The following is a 14073-nucleotide window of genomic DNA, read 5'->3' as shown; positions in this document are numbered from 1 at the left end:
GGTCAGCGCGCCCGCTTCTCGCGCACGCGCATGTTGACGTTCACCGGCGACCCCTGGAAGCCGTAGATCTCGCGCAGTCGGCGCTGGATGTAGCGGCGGTAGCCGGGGTCGAGGAACCCGGTCGTGAACAGCACGAATGTCGGCGGCCGCGAGGACGCCTGCGTGCCGAACAGCACGCGGGGCTGCTTGCCTCCGCGCAGGGGGTGCGGATGCGCCGCGGTGAGCTCGGCGAGGAACGCGTTGAACTTGCCGGTCGGGATGCGCGTGTCCCACGACTCGAGCGCCAGCTCCAGCGCGGGGACCAGCTTCTCGAGGTGGCGGCCGGTGCGGGCCGAGATGTTGACGCGGGGAGCCCAGGCGACGTGCGCCAGGTCCTTCTCGATCTCGCGCTCGAGGTAGCGGCGGCGCTCGTCGTCGAGCAGGTCCCACTTGTTGAAGGCGAGGACCAGAGCGCGACCGGATTCGAGCACGAGGTCGATGATGCGGACGTCCTGCTCCGAGATCGGCTCGGAGACGTCGATCACGACGACCGCGACCTCCGCCTTCTCGAGCGCGGTCGAGGTGCGCAGCGACGCGTAGAAGTCGGCGCCCTGCTGCAGGTGCACGCGACGGCGGATGCCGGCGGTGTCGACGAAGCGCCACACCTTGCCGGCGATCTCGACCTGCTCGTCGACCGGGTCGCGGGTGGTGCCGGCGAGCTCGTTGACGACGACCCGCTCCTCCCCCGCGGCCTTGTTCAGGAGGCTCGACTTGCCGACGTTGGGCCGGCCGAGGATCGCGACGCGGCGCGGTCCGCCGACCTCGCGCTTGGCGACGGCGGACTCGAGCGGCAGGGTCTTCAGGACCGTGTCGAGCAGATCCGCGACGCCGCGGCCGTGGACGGCCGAGACGGGGTAGGGCTCGCCGAGGCCGAGCGACCACAGCGTGGCGGCGTTGGGCTCCTGGCGCGCGTCGTCGACCTTGTTGGCCGTGAGGAACACCGGCTTCTTCGTCTTGCGGAGCAGCTTCACGACGTGCTCGTCGGTCGCGGTCGCTCCCACGTTCGCGTCGACCACGAAGATCACGGCGTCGGCGAGGTCGATCGCGATCTCGGCCTGCGCGGCGACGGAGGCGTCGATGCCGCGGGCGTCGGGCTCCCAGCCGCCGGTGTCGACGATCGTGAAGGCGCGATCGATCCACTCGGCGCGGTAGGAGACGCGGTCGCGGGTCACTCCGGGGGTGTCCTCCACGACGGCCTCGCGGCGCCCCAGGATCCGGTTGACGAGCGCCGACTTGCCGACGTTCGGCCGGCCGACGATCGCGACCACCGGCAGAGCCGGCAGGTAGCGGACCTCGTCCGAGTCCTCGCCCGAGTACTCGAGGAGGGTGAGGTCCTCGTCGTCGAGGTCGTAGTCCTCGAGCCCGCTCCGGAGCGCGTTCGCGCGCGAGGAGACGAGCTGCTCGTCGAGGTCGCCGAGGCGCTCGACGAGGTCGTCGTCTCCGAAGTTCAGCTCGTCGTCACCGACGCGCGTGTCCTGTGCCATGATCGGCCCTTGCTCTCGAGGTATTGACCTCGGCGATGACCGCGTCGACGGTCTGCTCGAAGTCGAGATGAGTGGAGTCGAGAAGAGTGACTCCTTCTGCGGCGTTGAGGAAATCGACCACCTGGGAGTCGGCGCGGTCCCTCGACCGCAGTGCCTGACCCGTCGCTTCCGCGGATTCCGTGGTGACTTCGCGCGAACGCCTCGCCATTCTAGCCTCTTCGCTCGCGGTGAGCAGGATCCGGACCGCCGCCGTCGGTGCGACCACGGTGGTGATGTCCCGTCCCTCGACGATGATGCCCGCCTTGCGGGTCTCGCCGATGATCCGCCGGAAGAGCAGAGTGACCCGTCGGCGCACCTCCGGCACCTTCGCCACGGCCGACACCCGGCCCGTGACGCGGGGCTCCCGGATCGCCGCGGTCACTTCGGTCCGGCCGACCCAGACGGAGTAGGACTCGGGGTCGGTGCCGATGGAGTAGTCGAAGCCGTCGAGGGCGTCGACGATCGCGTCCTCGTCGTCGAAATCGAGCCCGACCTCGAGCGCGTGCCAGGCGAGGGCCCGGTAGGCGGCGCCCGTGTCGAGGAACTCGAAGTCGAGGCGGCGGGCCGCCTCGCGCGAGACGCTCGACTTGCCGCTCCCGGCGGGGCCGTCGACGGCGACCACGACCGCGTCGCCGAAGTCGGCGGACTCGTCGGCGCGCGCACCGCGGGTCGACGACGGAGCGGCTCCGCCCTCCTCCGGCATGCTCTGCTGGGCTCTGCGGGCGGGCGTCATCCTGTTCAGGCCGCCCTCCTGCCTGTTCTGCTCCGTGCTCATCCGGCGATCCTCCAGCCGCGTGCGGTCAGTTCCTCGGTCAGCGGCCCGACCGCCTCGGGCACCACCGAGATCTCGGCGAGGCCCACCCGGCGCCCCTCCGCGTGCTCGAGGCGCACGTCCTCCATGTTGACGCCGGCCTCGCCGATCTCGACGAGGAGACGGCCCAGAGTTCCGGGCACGTCGTCGATCAGGACGATGAGGGTCGCGAAGCGCTGGTCCTGGCCGTGCTTGCCGGGCAGGCGGGCGACCCCCGCGTTACCGGCGGCGAAGTGCTCGGCCAGCAGGCGTCGCGCTCCGGGAGCGTCCAGGTCGCGCAGGGCGTCGGCGAACGCGGCGACGTCGTCCCGGAAGGCGTCGAGCACCTCGACCACGTTCCCGCGGTTGGCCGCCAGGATCTGCACCCAGAGCTCCGGAGCCGACGACGCGAGCCTGGTGACATCCCGCACCCCCTGCCCGGCGAGGCGGAGCGACGCGTTCGGCGCGTCGAGCAGCCGCGCACCGAGGAGCGAGGAGACGACCTGAGGCACGTGCGAGACGAGGCCGACCGACAGGTCGTGCTCCTCCGGACCCATCTCGACGATCGCGGCACCGAGATCGAGCGCGAGGGCCTCGACGCGGGCCAGGGCCTCCGCGGTCGTCTCACCGTCGCGGCAGATCACCCACGGGCGTCCGACGAAGAGGTCGCCGCGCGCGGCGACGGGGCCACCGCGCTCGCGGCCGGCCATCGGGTGCGAGCCGATGTAGCGCGTGAGGTCGATGCCTCGCGCGCGGAGGTCTCGCAACGGCTCGGTCTTGACGCTCGCGACGTCCGTCACGACGGCGTCGGGGTGCGCGGCGAGCTCCCGCTCGACGACCCCCGCCACCACGTCCGGAGGCACGCAGACCACGACCAGTGCGGGGCGGTCCTCGGCGGAGGCGGCACGACCCGCTCCGTAGTCGATGGCGAGCGAGAGGCTGGCCGGCGACGCGTCGTCGAGCACGACGTCGACCCCGCGCGAGGCGAGGCCGAGGCCGATGCTCGCACCGAGCAGTCCGGAGCCGACCACCCGCACCGTCCCCGTCGTCCGCATCGCGGGCGGGGCGGGGTGCAGGAGCTCGTTCACCCCGACAGCCTACCGATCCGGTCGTCGCTGCTTGTCCGGGCCGGAGCGCCGACCGGCCGCGGGACGTCGATCCGCGCTCGGGGAGGAGCGTCGGTCGTCGGAGGGCCGCCGGTCCCCGCTGTCGCGCCGCTCGCCGGTCGGCCGCCGGTCCTCCCGGCGCTCGGCGGGCCGCCGGTCCTCGCGGCCTTCGGCGGGACGCCGGTCCTCCCGGCGCTCCTCCGGTCGGGGCCGCCGCGCTCCCGCGCTCGCCTTCCGCGTCGGCTCGGGCTTCTCGGCCACCTTCTCGCCGCCCTGGCGCGAGATCGTCAGCAGGGCGCCCAGCTCCTCGCGGGTCAGATCCCGCAGATCCCCGGAACGCAGCGTGCCCAGGTGCAGCGGTCCGAACTGGCGCCGGACGAGTTCGAGCACCGGGTGCCCGACGGCCGCCATCATGCGCCGCACCACGCGGTTCCGCCCCGAGTGCAGGGTGAGCTCGACCAGGGAGGCGTTCGACTTCCCCTCCGGACGGCCCAGCAGCCGCGCCTTGTCGGCCGCGACGGGGCCGTCGTCGAGCTCCACGCCGGCGGTCAGCGCCGCGATGGTCTGCGGTAGAACCTGCCCCTGCACCTTGGCGATGTACGTCTTGGTCACTCCGAACGACGGATGCGCGAGCACGTGGGCCAGCTCCCCGTCGTTGGTCAGCACGAGCAGCCCCGACGTCTCGGCATCGAGCCGGCCGACGTTGAAGAGCCGCTCCTCGAAGTTCTGGGTGTAGGTGCTGAGATCGGCGCGGCCGTTCTCGTCGGCGAGCGAGCTCACGACTCCCACCGGCTTGTTCAGCATCACGTAGCGGCGCGTGGTGTCCAGCTGCACCGCCACTCCGTCGACCTCGATCGAGTCGGTCGCCGGATCGATGCGGCGCCCGAGCTCCGCGGCCACCTCGCCGTTCACCCGGATCCGCCTCGCGACGATCATCTCCTCGACGACCCGGCGGGAGGCGACCCCCGCCGCGGCGAGGACCTTCTGCAGTCGTTCGCCCTCGGGCCCGCTGTCAGGCGTGCTCATCGAATCCGTCCCGTCCGTCGCTCAGAAGTGGGGAGATCTTCGGCAGCTCGTCGAGCGAGGCGAGGCCGAGATGCACGAGCAGCTGCTCCGTCGTGCCGTAGAGGATCGCGCCGGTCTCGGGGTCGTTGCCGACCTCCGCGATCAGACCGCGACCCAGCAGTGTGCGGGCGACCGAGTCGACGTTGACGGCGCGGATCTGCGCGACCTGTCCGCGCGAGATCGGCTGCTTGTAGGCGATGACGGCGAGGGTCTCCAGCGCCGCCTGCGAGAGCTTCGTCGGGTTCTGGGTCAGCACGAAGTCCGACACCACGGGGTCGTACTCGCGGCGGACGTAGATCCGCCAGCCCGAGCCGACCTCGCGCAGCTCGAAGCCGCGCCGGACGCCGCCGGTGACGCCGTCGAAGTCGGCGACGAGACGCTCGATCGACTGCCGCACGACCGCGATCGGTCGGGACAGCGCCGTTGCGAGGGCGACGAGCGACTGCGGCTCGTCGGCGACCATCAGGATCGCCTCGATAGCCCGGTCGATCTCGAACGCCACGGTGCCGAGCGCAGCCTCCTGGGTCTCAGCCGTCATAGTCGGCTCCCAGGTGCGCCAGGTTCGCATCGGACCACGACGGAGCGACCCACTGCAGGGTGAGCTCGCCGAGCGGCTCCGGCTGCTCGAAGGCGACTGCGGCGTGCCGGTAGAGCTCGAGGACGGCGATGAAGCGGGCGACGATCACGCCCTTCTCCTCGGCGGTCGCGATCAGCTCGCGGAAGGTGGCGGTCGACCGCTCCCTCAGCACCGCGACGACGTAGGCGGCCTGCTCCCGGATGCTGATCAGCGGCGCGTGCAGGTGATCGAGGCCGACCGTCGGGATCTCCCGGGGAGCGAGGGCGAAGGCGGCCAGCGCGCCGAAGTCCTCCGCCGACAGCGTCCAGACGAGCTCGGGCTTCCGCGCCCGGTACTCCTCCTCGAGCGGGACGTCGCGCACGTGGCGCGCCGTCTCGATCTCGATCCGCTCGGCGAACCAGCTCGACACCTGCTTGAACGCGCGGTACTGCAGGAGTCGCGCGAACAGCAGGTCGCGGGCCTCCAGCAGCGCGGCGTCCTCGGCGTCGACGAGCTCGCCCTGCGGCAGCAGCCCGGCGATCTTGAGGTCCAGGAGCGTCGCGGCGACGACCAGGAACTCCGACGCGCGGTCGAGCCCCTCGAGCGTGTCGATGCCGTGCAGGTACGACAGGAACTCGTCCGTCACCGCGCTCAGCGCGATCTCGGTGATGTCGACCTGCTGCTTGGCGATGAGGCTCAGCAGCAGATCGAAGGGTCCTTCGAAGTTCGCCAGTGCGACACGGAAGCCGCCGGCGGCCTCGGCCACCGGCTCCTGGACGAGGACCGACTCAGGCGACCGCGCCACGCGAGATCAGCTCCCTGGCGAGCTGGCGGTACGCCGCCGCGGCCTTGTGCTCCGGCGCGAACTGCGTGATGGGCACACCCGACACGCTGGCGTCGGGGAACTTCACCGTGCGGCCGATCACCGTCTCGAGGACGCTGTCCCCGAACGCGTCCACGACGCGGTCGAGCACCTCGCGGGAGTGCAGGGTGCGCGAGTCGTACATCGTCGGCAGGATCCCGTCGAGCTCGATCGCCGGGTTCAGGCGGTCGCGCACCTTGTCGATCGTCTCGATCAGCAGCGCCACACCGCGCAGGGCGAAGAACTCGCACTCGAGCGGGATGAGCACGCCGTGGCTCGCGGTCAGCGCGTTCACGGTCAGCAGCCCGAGCGAGGGCTGGCAGTCGATCAGGATCACGTCGTAGTCGGCGCTCACCTTGCGGAGCACGCGCGCCAGGATCTGCTCGCGGGCGACCTCGTTGACGAGGTGGACCTCGGCGGCCGACAGGTCGATATTCGCCGGGATGACGTCGAGTCCGGGGACCCTGGTCGAGCGGATCGCCTCGGAGGGGTCTTTGACCGTGCCGAGCAGGAGGTCGTAGATGGTGATCGCGTCGTAGGTGGCGACACCGAGGCCCGCGGACAGCGCGCCCTGCGGGTCGAAGTCGATGGCCAGCACGCGGCGGCCGTACTCGGCGAGGGTGGCGCCCAGGTTGATGGTGGTCGTCGTCTTGCCGACGCCGCCCTTCTGGTTGCAGAGCGAGATGATGCGCGCCGGTCCGTGGCCCGTCAGCTCGACCGGGAGGGGGAACTCGCGCAGGGGGCGGCCGGTCGGGCCGAGCGTCGGAGCCTCGAGGCCGGTGAGCTCCGTCGTGTCGTCCGTCTTGCCTGTCACCTGCGTCGTCCTCGCTTCCCGGGGCGTGCGCTCCCGCGCGGCCTGCCGTCGAGTCTACCGACCCCCTCCGCCCCCGGAGCCGCGCCCCGCCGCGTGCGCCCCTCCGCCGCCCCGCCCCTCTCAGCGCCGCGCCCGCGGATGCGCCGTCGTGTACACGTCCCGCAGCGTGTCCGCCGTCACCCGCGTGTAGATCTGCGTCGTCGCGACGGAGGCGTGCCCGAGCAGTTCCTGCACCACGCGGACGTCCGCTCCTCCCGCGAGCAGGTGCGTCGCGAACGAGTGCCGGAAGGTGTGGGGGGAGATCTCGCGGTCCAGGCCCGCCTTCTCGGCGACCGCGCGGATCACGAGCCAGGCGCTCTGCCGCGACAGCCGTCCGCCGCGCACGCCGAGGAAGAGCGCCGGAGTCGCGCGTCCGCGCCGCGACAGCTCCGGCCGCGCCCGCACGAGGTAGTCGTCGACCGCCTCCCGCGCGTAGCGCCCGAGCGGCACCATCCGCTGCTTGGAGCCTTTGCCGGTCAAGCGCACCACGTCCGCGTCGAGAACGTCGTCGACGGTGAGATCGACCGCCTCCGAGATCCGCGCGCCGGTCGCGTAGAGCAGCTCCACCAGCGCCCGGTCGCGCATCTGCGCGAGCTCCTCCCCGCGGGACGCCTCGAGGAGCGCGCTCATCTGCTCCACCGTGATCGCCTTCGGCAGGGTCGTCGGGAGCTTCGGCGGCACGACGTCGTGCGCCACGTCGTCGACGACGAGCCCCTCCTCCAGAGCGAAGCGGTGCAGACCGCGCACGCTCGACAGGATGCGCGCGCGCGAGGACGCGGCGAGCGGACGCCCGGGCCGCGCGGCCAGCCACGAAGCGAAGTCGCCGACGTCCGAGCGGCGCAGCTCGGCCAGGTCGCCGATGCCGAGCTCGTCGAGGCGGCTCAGGTACAGGTCGAGGTCGCGGCGGTAGGCGGCGATCGTGTGCGCGGACAGCCCGCGCTCGACGCTCGCCTGCCGGAGGAACGCCTCGACGCTCGCCCTCGGGGTCATCCCCGGGGGTGCCGCACCCTCGGGTGCCGCGTCCACGGCGACGACGCGTCGCCGAGGCCCGCCCAGCCGCGCGAGCGGAAGGCGTGGGCCGCGAGCGCGGCGATCGTGAGCGACGGGTTCTGCACCCGGCGCGCGAGGACGGCGTCGACGAGCTCGTCGAGCGCGACCCAGCGCAGCTCCATGTCGGCCTCCTCCGCCTCCCGATCGAACACCGAGCCGGTGCTCGAGAGATCGCGGGCGAGGTAGATGCGGATGACCTCGTCGCTGCCCCCGGGCGAGGTGGCGAACTCCGAGAGCAGGTCCCACCGGCCGGCCTGCAGGTCGGTCTCCTCGGCGAGCTCGCGCTGGGCGGCGACGAGCGCGTCCTCGCCCTCGATGTCCAGGAGCCCGGCGGGGATCTCCCACTCGCGGGTGCGGACGGGGTGGCGGTACTGCTTGATCAGTGCGACGCGGTCCTCGTCGTCCAGGGCGAGCACCGCGACGGCGCCCGTGTGGTCGAGGAACTCGCGGCGCAGCTCGCCGTCGCCGTAGCGGAAGGTCTCGGCGCGGACGCCCCAGACCATGCCGTCGAAGACGCTCTCGCTCGTCAGGATCTCGGGCTCGACGAGCTCGTCCGAGAGGCCGGAGTCACTCATCGGCGCCGGCCTCCGAGGCCGGGAAGAGGCGCGAAGCCTCCTGGCGCTCCAGCGCCGCCGTCACCAGTCCGCGGAACAGCGGGTGCGCGTCGTTCGGACGCGAGCGCAGCTCGGGGTGGGCCTGGGTGCCGACGTAGTAGGGGTGCTTGTCGCGCGGCAGCTCGACGTACTCGACGAGGCGGCCGTCGGGCGAGGTGCCCGAGAACCACAGGCCGGCCTCGGCGATCCTGTCGCGGTACGCGTTGTTGACCTCGTAGCGGTGGCGGTGCCGCTCGGCCGCCTCGGGCGCTCCGTAGACCTCGGAGACGATGGAGCCCTCGGCGAGCTCCGCGGTGTAGAGGCCCAGGCGCATCGTGCCGCCCATGTCTCCGGACGCGAGGATCTCGACCTGCTCCGCCATCGTCGCGATGACGGGGAACTCGGTTCCCGGGTCGAACTCCGACGACGACGCCCCCTCGAGCCCCGCCTCGTTCCGCGCGTACTCGATCACCATGCACTGCAGGCCGAGGCAGAGTCCCAGAGTCGGGATCCCGTTCTCGCGGGCGAAGCGCAGAGCACCGAGCTTGCCCTCGATGCCGCGGATGCCGAACCCGCCGGGCACGCAGATGCCGTCGAGCTCCGAGAGCGCCTTCGACGCCGCCTCCGGGTCCTCGAGTCCGTCCGAGGCGATCCAGCGGATGGCCACCTTGGTCTGCTGGGCGAAGCCTCCGGCGCGCAGCGCCTCGGTCACCGAGAGGTACGCGTCGGGCAGGTCGATGTACTTCCCGACCAGACCGATGGTGACCTCGTGCTTGGGCTCGTGGACCGCTTCGAGGAGCTTGGACCAGCCGTCCCAGACGACCTCTCCGGCGTCGAGCCCGAGCTGGTCGATGATGTAGGAGTCGAGCCCCTGCTCGTTCAGCATGCCGGGGATCTCGTAGATCGAGGCGACGTCCTTGGCGTTCACGACAGCCTGCTCGTCGACATCGCACATCAGCGCGATCTTGCGCTTGTTCGACTCCGAGACCGGCCGGTCGCTGCGCAGCACGAGCGCGTCGGGCTGGATGCCGATGGAGCGCAGCGCGGCGACGGAGTGCTGCGTCGGCTTGGTCTTCTGCTCGCCGGAGGCGCCCATGAACGGCACCAGGGACACGTGCACGAAGAAGACGTTCCGGCGCCCGAGCTCGTGCCGCACCTGACGGGCCGACTCGATGAACGGCTGGCTCTCGATGTCGCCGACAGTGCCGCCGATCTCGGTGATGATCACGTCGGGCTGCGGGTCGTCCTCGGCCTGCAGCCGCATACGGCGCTTGATCTCATCGGTGATGTGCGGGATGACCTGCACCGTGTCGCCGAGGTACTCCCCCGCCCGCTCGCGCGCGATGACCCGCGAGTAGATCTGCCCGGTCGTCACGTTCGCGGCCTGGTTCAGGTTGATGTCGAGGAAGCGCTCGTAGTGCCCGATGTCGAGATCGGTCTCGGCGCCGTCGTCGGTGACGAACACCTCGCCGTGCTGGAACGGATTCATCGTTCCCGGATCGACGTTCAGGTAGGGGTCGAGCTTCTGCATCACGACGCGCAGCCCGCGGGCGGTCAGCAGGTTGCCGAGGCTCGCGGCCGTGAGGCCCTTGCCCAGCGACGAGACGACGCCACCCGTGACGAAGATGTGCTTCGTGACCTTCGAGGGGGCGGAGTGCCCGGCCGTCGAGGAGTCGGAAGAGGAGTCTGAAGGGCCCGCGTTCGAAATGTCCACCACGGGCTTCCACCCTAACAGCAGTTCCCGGGAGGGGGGCCAGGTCGGCCGGATCGATCAGCCGCGCCGGCTCGTCTCGAGGAGCTCCCGCGCGTGCGCCAGCGCGTTGGCCGAGTCGGTCAGCCCCGAGAGCAGTCGCGCCATCTCGGACACGCGCTCGTCGGCGTCGAGCTGGGTGACCGCACTGGAGGTGACGCTGCCGTCCGAGCCCTTCTCGACCCGCAGGTGGTTGTTCGCGAACGCGGCGACCTGCGCGAGGTGCGTCACGACGATGACCTGGGAGGTCTCGGCGAGCCGGGCGAGCCGACGTCCGATCTCGATGGCCGCGGCTCCGCCCACCCCGGCGTCCACCTCGTCGAAGACGAAGGTCGGCACCGGGTCGTTGGCCGCGACGACGACCTCGATCGCGAGCATCACCCGCGAGAGCTCACCACCGGAGGCGCCCTTGCCCAGCGGCCGAGGCGTCGCGCCCGTGTGCGGCTCGAGCAGCATCTCGATCGTGTCCCGGCCGTGCGCGGTCGGGTCGCCGGTGCTCGTCACGCGCACGTGGAGGCGGGCGTCGCCCATGGCGAGGGCGGACAGCTCGTCGCTGACCCGCTCCCCCAGCTCGGCCGCCGCGGCCGTGCGCAGAGCGCTGAGCGTCGTCGCGAGGCGGTCGACCAGATCCTGGTCGGCGGCCGTGTCCGACTCGAGCGCGGCGATCCGCTCGTCGTCGCCGTCGAGCTCGAGCAGCCGCAGACCCGAGGAGTCGACGAGGTCGAGGACGTCGTCGAGCGTGGGCCCGTAGGTGCGCGCGAGCAACGACAGCTCGGCCCGCCGGTTCTCGATCAGCTCGAGGTCGTGCGCTCCGTCGAGGTCGAGCTCGGCGAGGTAGGAGGAGAGGCTGCCCGCGACGTCGACGAGCAGCACGGAGGCCTCGTTCAGCGTCTGGACCGTCGGCTGAAGGACGGCGTCGTGCTCGGCCGCCCGCTCGAGGACCCGACGCGCGAGGTCGAGCAGACCGAGGGCGTCCCGGCCGTCGAGCTCCTCGGACGAGATGGCCTCGCGCGCCTCGCCGGCCGCGAGCCGCAGCTGTTCGATGCTGCCGAGCCGCTCCGACTGCGCCGCGAGCTCCACGTCCTCGCCGCGCTGCGGCGCGACCACCTCGATCTCGGCCAGGGCGCTCCGGAGTCGTTCCGCCTCACGCGCCCGCGCCTCACGCGCCGCAGTCAGTTCGTCGAGCTCCTCGCGGTTCGCGCGCCAGCGCTCGAACGCGCTCCCGTAGTCGCGCAGCGCCTCGGCGAGCTCAGCACCGCCGAAGCGGTCGAGAGCGTCGCGCTGCGCTGCGGCCGACCGCAGGCGGATCTGATCCGACTGGCCGTGAACGACGACGAGCTGGTCGGCGAGCTCCGAGAGCACGCTGACCGGCGCTCCCCTGCCCCCGACGACCGCGCGGCCGCGACCCTCCGCCGAGACCGACCGGGCCAGCAGGAGCTCGGGGCCGTCGAGGTCGCCGCCGGCGTCGCGGACCCGCTCGGCCACCGCACCGTCCTCCGGCACGATCCAGCGGCCCGACACCCACGCCTGCGGGCGGCCCGAGCGGACGGCGGACGCGTCGGACCGGGCACCGAGCACCAGCCCGAGCGCCGTCACCACCATCGTCTTGCCGGCGCCGGTCTCTCCGGTCACGGCGGTGAAGCCGGGGCCGAGCGGGAGGGTCGCCTCGGCGATGACGCCGAGGTCGCGGATCTGCAGCTCTTCGAGCATCGGGGGGACTACTCCGTCTCCGTGGACCCCCGCCATCCGCGGATGGGGAGGCCGAACTTGTGCACCAGGCGGTCGGTGAAGGGGGCGTCGTGCAGGCGGGCCAGTCGCACGGGGTAGGGCGAGCGCCGGAACACGACGCGAGCGCCGGGGGGCAGCTCGTACGTCCGCCGGCCGTCGGCCCAGAGCACGCCGACACCGTCGGTGCGCTCCTTCACCTCGACCGCGAGGCTCGACCCGGGCCCGACGACCAGCGGACGCGCGAACAGGGCGTGCGCGCTGAGCGGCACGAGCAGCATCGCCTCGAGGGTCGGCCACACGACCGGGCCTCCTCCCGAGAACGCGTACGCGGTCGAGCCGGTCGGAGTCGACACCACGATCCCGTCGCAGCCGAAGCTCGACAGCGGCCGGCCGTCGACACCGACCATCACCTCGAGCATCCGCTCGCGGCTGCCCTTCTCGACGGTGGCCTCGTTGAGCGCCCAGGTCTCGTAGACGACCTGCTCGTCGATCTTCACCCGCACCTGAAGCGTCATCCGCTCCTCGACGCCGTAATCACCGTCGAGTGCTCGGGCGACGGCGTCATCGAGATCGTCGCGCTCGCTCTCGGCCAGGAAGCCGACGTGGCCGAGATTGACGCCGAGCAGTGGAGCCGTCCCGGTGCGCGCGATCTCAGCGGCGCGGAGGATCGTCCCGTCGCCGCCGAGGACGAAGACGAGCTCCACGTCGGCGAGCAGGACGTCGATGCCGAGAACGGCCACGTCCGAAAGGGACGGGGATGCAGCGACGATGTCGCCCTTGTCGTCACCGCACAGAACGGGCCGGGCTCCGGAGCCGCGCAGCCGCTGGATCACGAGGATCGCCGCTTCGAGGGAGTCCGTCCGGCCGGTGTGGGCGACGACGAGGATGTTGCGCTCCTGCGGAGGGGACTGCATCGAGAGGGTGTCCTCCAGGTAGATCGACGTCGGTCGACCGCCCGCTTCACCCGGTGGTGAGCGCGGTGACCGCGTCCCTCCATTCTGTCGGAATCGTCCCGCGGTCGCGGTGGAGGTGAGCCAGATACTCGTGATTCCCAGCGCTTCCGGGTAATGGGGAGGACGCGAGGCCGACCACTCCGAGGCCGAGATCCCAGGCCGCCCAGAGCACGTCCGACAGCGCTTCCCGGCGCAGCTCCGGATCGCGCACGATGCCCTCCTTCACACCGGTCCGACCGACCTCGAACTGAGGCTTCACCAGCACGACGAAATCGGCGAGCGGAGAGACGGACGCCGCGACGGCGGGCAGCACCATGGTGAGTGAGATGAAGGAGACGTCCGAGACCACCAGATCGGGCACGACCGTCGTTCGAGCAGCTGACGCAAGCGAGGCCGGCGTCATGTCCCGGGCGTTGAAGCCCTCCACGACGTGCACACGGTCATCCGAGCGGATGCGCGGCGCGAGTTGAGCATGTCCGACGTCGAGCGCGATCACCGAGGCGGCCCCGCGCTCGAGGAGCACCTGGGTGAATCCGCCCGTCGAGGCTCCGACATCGAGGACGTTCGCACCCTGCACGGAGACGGTGGGGAAGCTCTCCAGCGCTCCGAGCAGCTTGTGCGCCGCCCGACTCACGTAGTGATCGAGTCCGGCGACCGCGACGTCCTGATCGGGCCGCACCCGGAGGGACGCTTTCAGCGCAGGGGCTCCGTCGACCGTGACGAGAGCATCCGCGATGAGACGGGCGGCGTGAGTGCGCGAGCGCGCGATCCCCCGCGCGGCGAGTGCCGCATCGAGGCGCGTGTCCTGCGCAGGAGCATTCGAGACGGGGTCACTCATCGGCGTTCGTCCGCGCCCTCGAGTCGCGCCCGCAGCCGATCCTGCACCGCGATGTAAGACGATGCCCGAGCGGAGAGCGGCTGCTCCTCGATCGATGCGAGCGTCTCGACGAAGTCATCGACAGGGACCTCGTTCTCCTCGTATCGAACAGTGTCGTCTGACGTCATGCATTCCACCCTAGATCGCTCCGGCCGGCCCGGAGCGACTCCTCGTCGAGTCGTCCGAGAGGCACGACGCACGTCTTCTGCGTGTGCAGGGCCTGGTGGTGCGGGTGGTGGGTTAAACAGCGATGGCCACCCATTTCTGGGTGGCCATCGTGAATGGTGTCCGGCGGTGTCCTACTCTCCCACAGGGTCCCCCCTGCAGT

The 14073-nt window shown here is 71.5% G+C and carries 13 protein-coding genes and 1 pseudogene; all 14 read right to left on the bottom strand.

All coding sequences use genetic code 11. The features are described from left to right. Positions 1–2: 2 nt before the first annotated feature. Positions 3–1523: a ribosome biogenesis GTPase Der gene (gene der / locus LRG51_RS00070; RefSeq protein WP_230670292.1), complete on the bottom strand. Its 1521-nt coding sequence runs from the start codon at positions 1521–1523 to the stop codon at positions 3–5. Continuing rightward, a complete protein-coding gene (cmk, locus tag LRG51_RS00065; RefSeq protein ID WP_230670290.1) occupies positions 1498–2337 on the bottom strand; it encodes a (d)CMP kinase in 840 nt (279 codons plus the stop codon). The genes der and cmk overlap by 26 nt, the downstream gene beginning before the upstream one ends. Beyond that, positions 2334–3407, bottom strand: coding sequence for a prephenate dehydrogenase (locus LRG51_RS00060; RefSeq protein ID WP_055794995.1), 1074 nt, complete (start codon positions 3405–3407; stop codon positions 2334–2336). Before LRG51_RS00060 ends, cmk begins: the two co-directional genes overlap by 4 nt. A 297-nt stretch (positions 3408–3704) precedes the next feature. Next, a pseudogene (locus LRG51_RS00055) lies at positions 3705–4484 on the bottom strand (pseudouridine synthase); the annotation flags it as partial. Next, positions 4471–5061 carry an SMC-Scp complex subunit ScpB gene (gene scpB / locus LRG51_RS00050; protein ID WP_230670288.1) on the bottom strand — a complete coding sequence of 197 codons (591 nt, stop codon included), beginning with the start codon at positions 5059–5061 and terminating at the stop codon, positions 4471–4473. The gene scpB and the pseudogene LRG51_RS00055, both read right to left, overlap by 14 nt. Next, positions 5051–5884, bottom strand: coding sequence for a segregation and condensation protein A (locus tag LRG51_RS00045; RefSeq protein WP_230670286.1), 834 nt, complete (start codon positions 5882–5884; stop codon positions 5051–5053). The genes scpB and LRG51_RS00045 overlap by 11 nt, the downstream gene beginning before the upstream one ends. Beyond that, the gene (locus LRG51_RS00040; RefSeq protein WP_056867358.1) at positions 5868–6755 is read right to left on the bottom strand and encodes a ParA family protein; all 888 of its coding nucleotides are present in this window, start codon (positions 6753–6755) and stop codon (positions 5868–5870) included. Before LRG51_RS00040 ends, LRG51_RS00045 begins: the two co-directional genes overlap by 17 nt. Before the next feature lie 120 nt (positions 6756–6875). Then, complete coding sequence (gene xerD / locus LRG51_RS00035; RefSeq protein WP_230673058.1) at positions 6876–7784, bottom strand: site-specific tyrosine recombinase XerD; 909 nt, start codon at positions 7782–7784, stop codon at positions 6876–6878. Beyond that, a complete protein-coding gene (locus LRG51_RS00030; RefSeq protein ID WP_056867360.1) occupies positions 7781–8419 on the bottom strand; it encodes an NUDIX domain-containing protein in 639 nt (212 codons plus the stop codon). Before LRG51_RS00030 ends, xerD begins: the two co-directional genes overlap by 4 nt. Continuing rightward, positions 8412–10154 (bottom strand): CTP synthase, encoded by a 1743-nt coding sequence (locus LRG51_RS00025; protein ID WP_442966627.1) that lies wholly within the window; start codon positions 10152–10154, stop codon positions 8412–8414. The genes LRG51_RS00030 and LRG51_RS00025 overlap by 8 nt, the downstream gene beginning before the upstream one ends. 54 nt (positions 10155–10208) lie before the next feature. Beyond that, positions 10209–11897 (bottom strand): DNA repair protein RecN, encoded by a 1689-nt coding sequence (gene recN, locus LRG51_RS00020; RefSeq protein ID WP_230670284.1) that lies wholly within the window; start codon positions 11895–11897, stop codon positions 10209–10211. Positions 11898–11905: 8 nt separating this feature from the next. Beyond that, on the bottom strand, positions 11906–12829 hold the full coding sequence (locus LRG51_RS00015; protein ID WP_230670282.1) for an NAD kinase: 924 nt from the start codon (positions 12827–12829) through the stop codon (positions 11906–11908). Positions 12830–12875: 46 nt separating this feature from the next. After that, positions 12876–13706 (bottom strand): TlyA family RNA methyltransferase, encoded by an 831-nt coding sequence (locus tag LRG51_RS00010; RefSeq protein WP_230670280.1) that lies wholly within the window; start codon positions 13704–13706, stop codon positions 12876–12878. Then, positions 13703–13873, bottom strand: a complete 171-nt coding sequence (locus LRG51_RS00005) for a hypothetical protein (RefSeq protein ID WP_230670278.1) — start codon at positions 13871–13873, stop codon at positions 13703–13705. Before LRG51_RS00005 ends, LRG51_RS00010 begins: the two co-directional genes overlap by 4 nt. Between the last annotated feature and the right edge of the window lie 200 nt (positions 13874–14073).

The sequence above is a fragment of the Rathayibacter sp. Leaf248 genome (genome assembly GCF_920939495.1).
Classification (GTDB): Bacteria; Actinomycetota; Actinomycetes; order Actinomycetales; family Microbacteriaceae; genus Rathayibacter; species Rathayibacter caricis.
Note: the sequence above shows the minus strand (reverse complement) of the source record. Positions and strands in the feature narration are given on the sequence as shown.

Coding starts and splice junctions, on each gene's coding strand:
- LRG51_RS00030 (WP_056867360.1), bottom strand. CDS start 8,419: ATGAGTGACTCCGGCCTCTCGGACGAGCTCGTCGAGCCCGAGATCCTG.
- xerD (WP_230673058.1), bottom strand. CDS start 7,784: ATGACCCCGAGGGCGAGCGTCGAGGCGTTCCTCCGGCAGGCGAGCGTC.
- recN (WP_230670284.1), bottom strand. CDS start 11,897: ATGCTCGAAGAGCTGCAGATCCGCGACCTCGGCGTCATCGCCGAGGCG.
- LRG51_RS00010 (WP_230670280.1), bottom strand. CDS start 13,706: ATGAGTGACCCCGTCTCGAATGCTCCTGCGCAGGACACGCGCCTCGAT.
- cmk (WP_230670290.1), bottom strand. CDS start 2,337: ATGAGCACGGAGCAGAACAGGCAGGAGGGCGGCCTGAACAGGATGACG.
- LRG51_RS00015 (WP_230670282.1), bottom strand. CDS start 12,829: ATGCAGTCCCCTCCGCAGGAGCGCAACATCCTCGTCGTCGCCCACACC.
- der (WP_230670292.1), bottom strand. CDS start 1,523: ATGGCACAGGACACGCGCGTCGGTGACGACGAGCTGAACTTCGGAGAC.
- LRG51_RS00005 (WP_230670278.1), bottom strand. CDS start 13,873: ATGACGTCAGACGACACTGTTCGATACGAGGAGAACGAGGTCCCTGTC.
- LRG51_RS00060 (WP_055794995.1), bottom strand. CDS start 3,407: ATGCGGACGACGGGGACGGTGCGGGTGGTCGGCTCCGGACTGCTCGGT.
- scpB (WP_230670288.1), bottom strand. CDS start 5,061: ATGACGGCTGAGACCCAGGAGGCTGCGCTCGGCACCGTGGCGTTCGAG.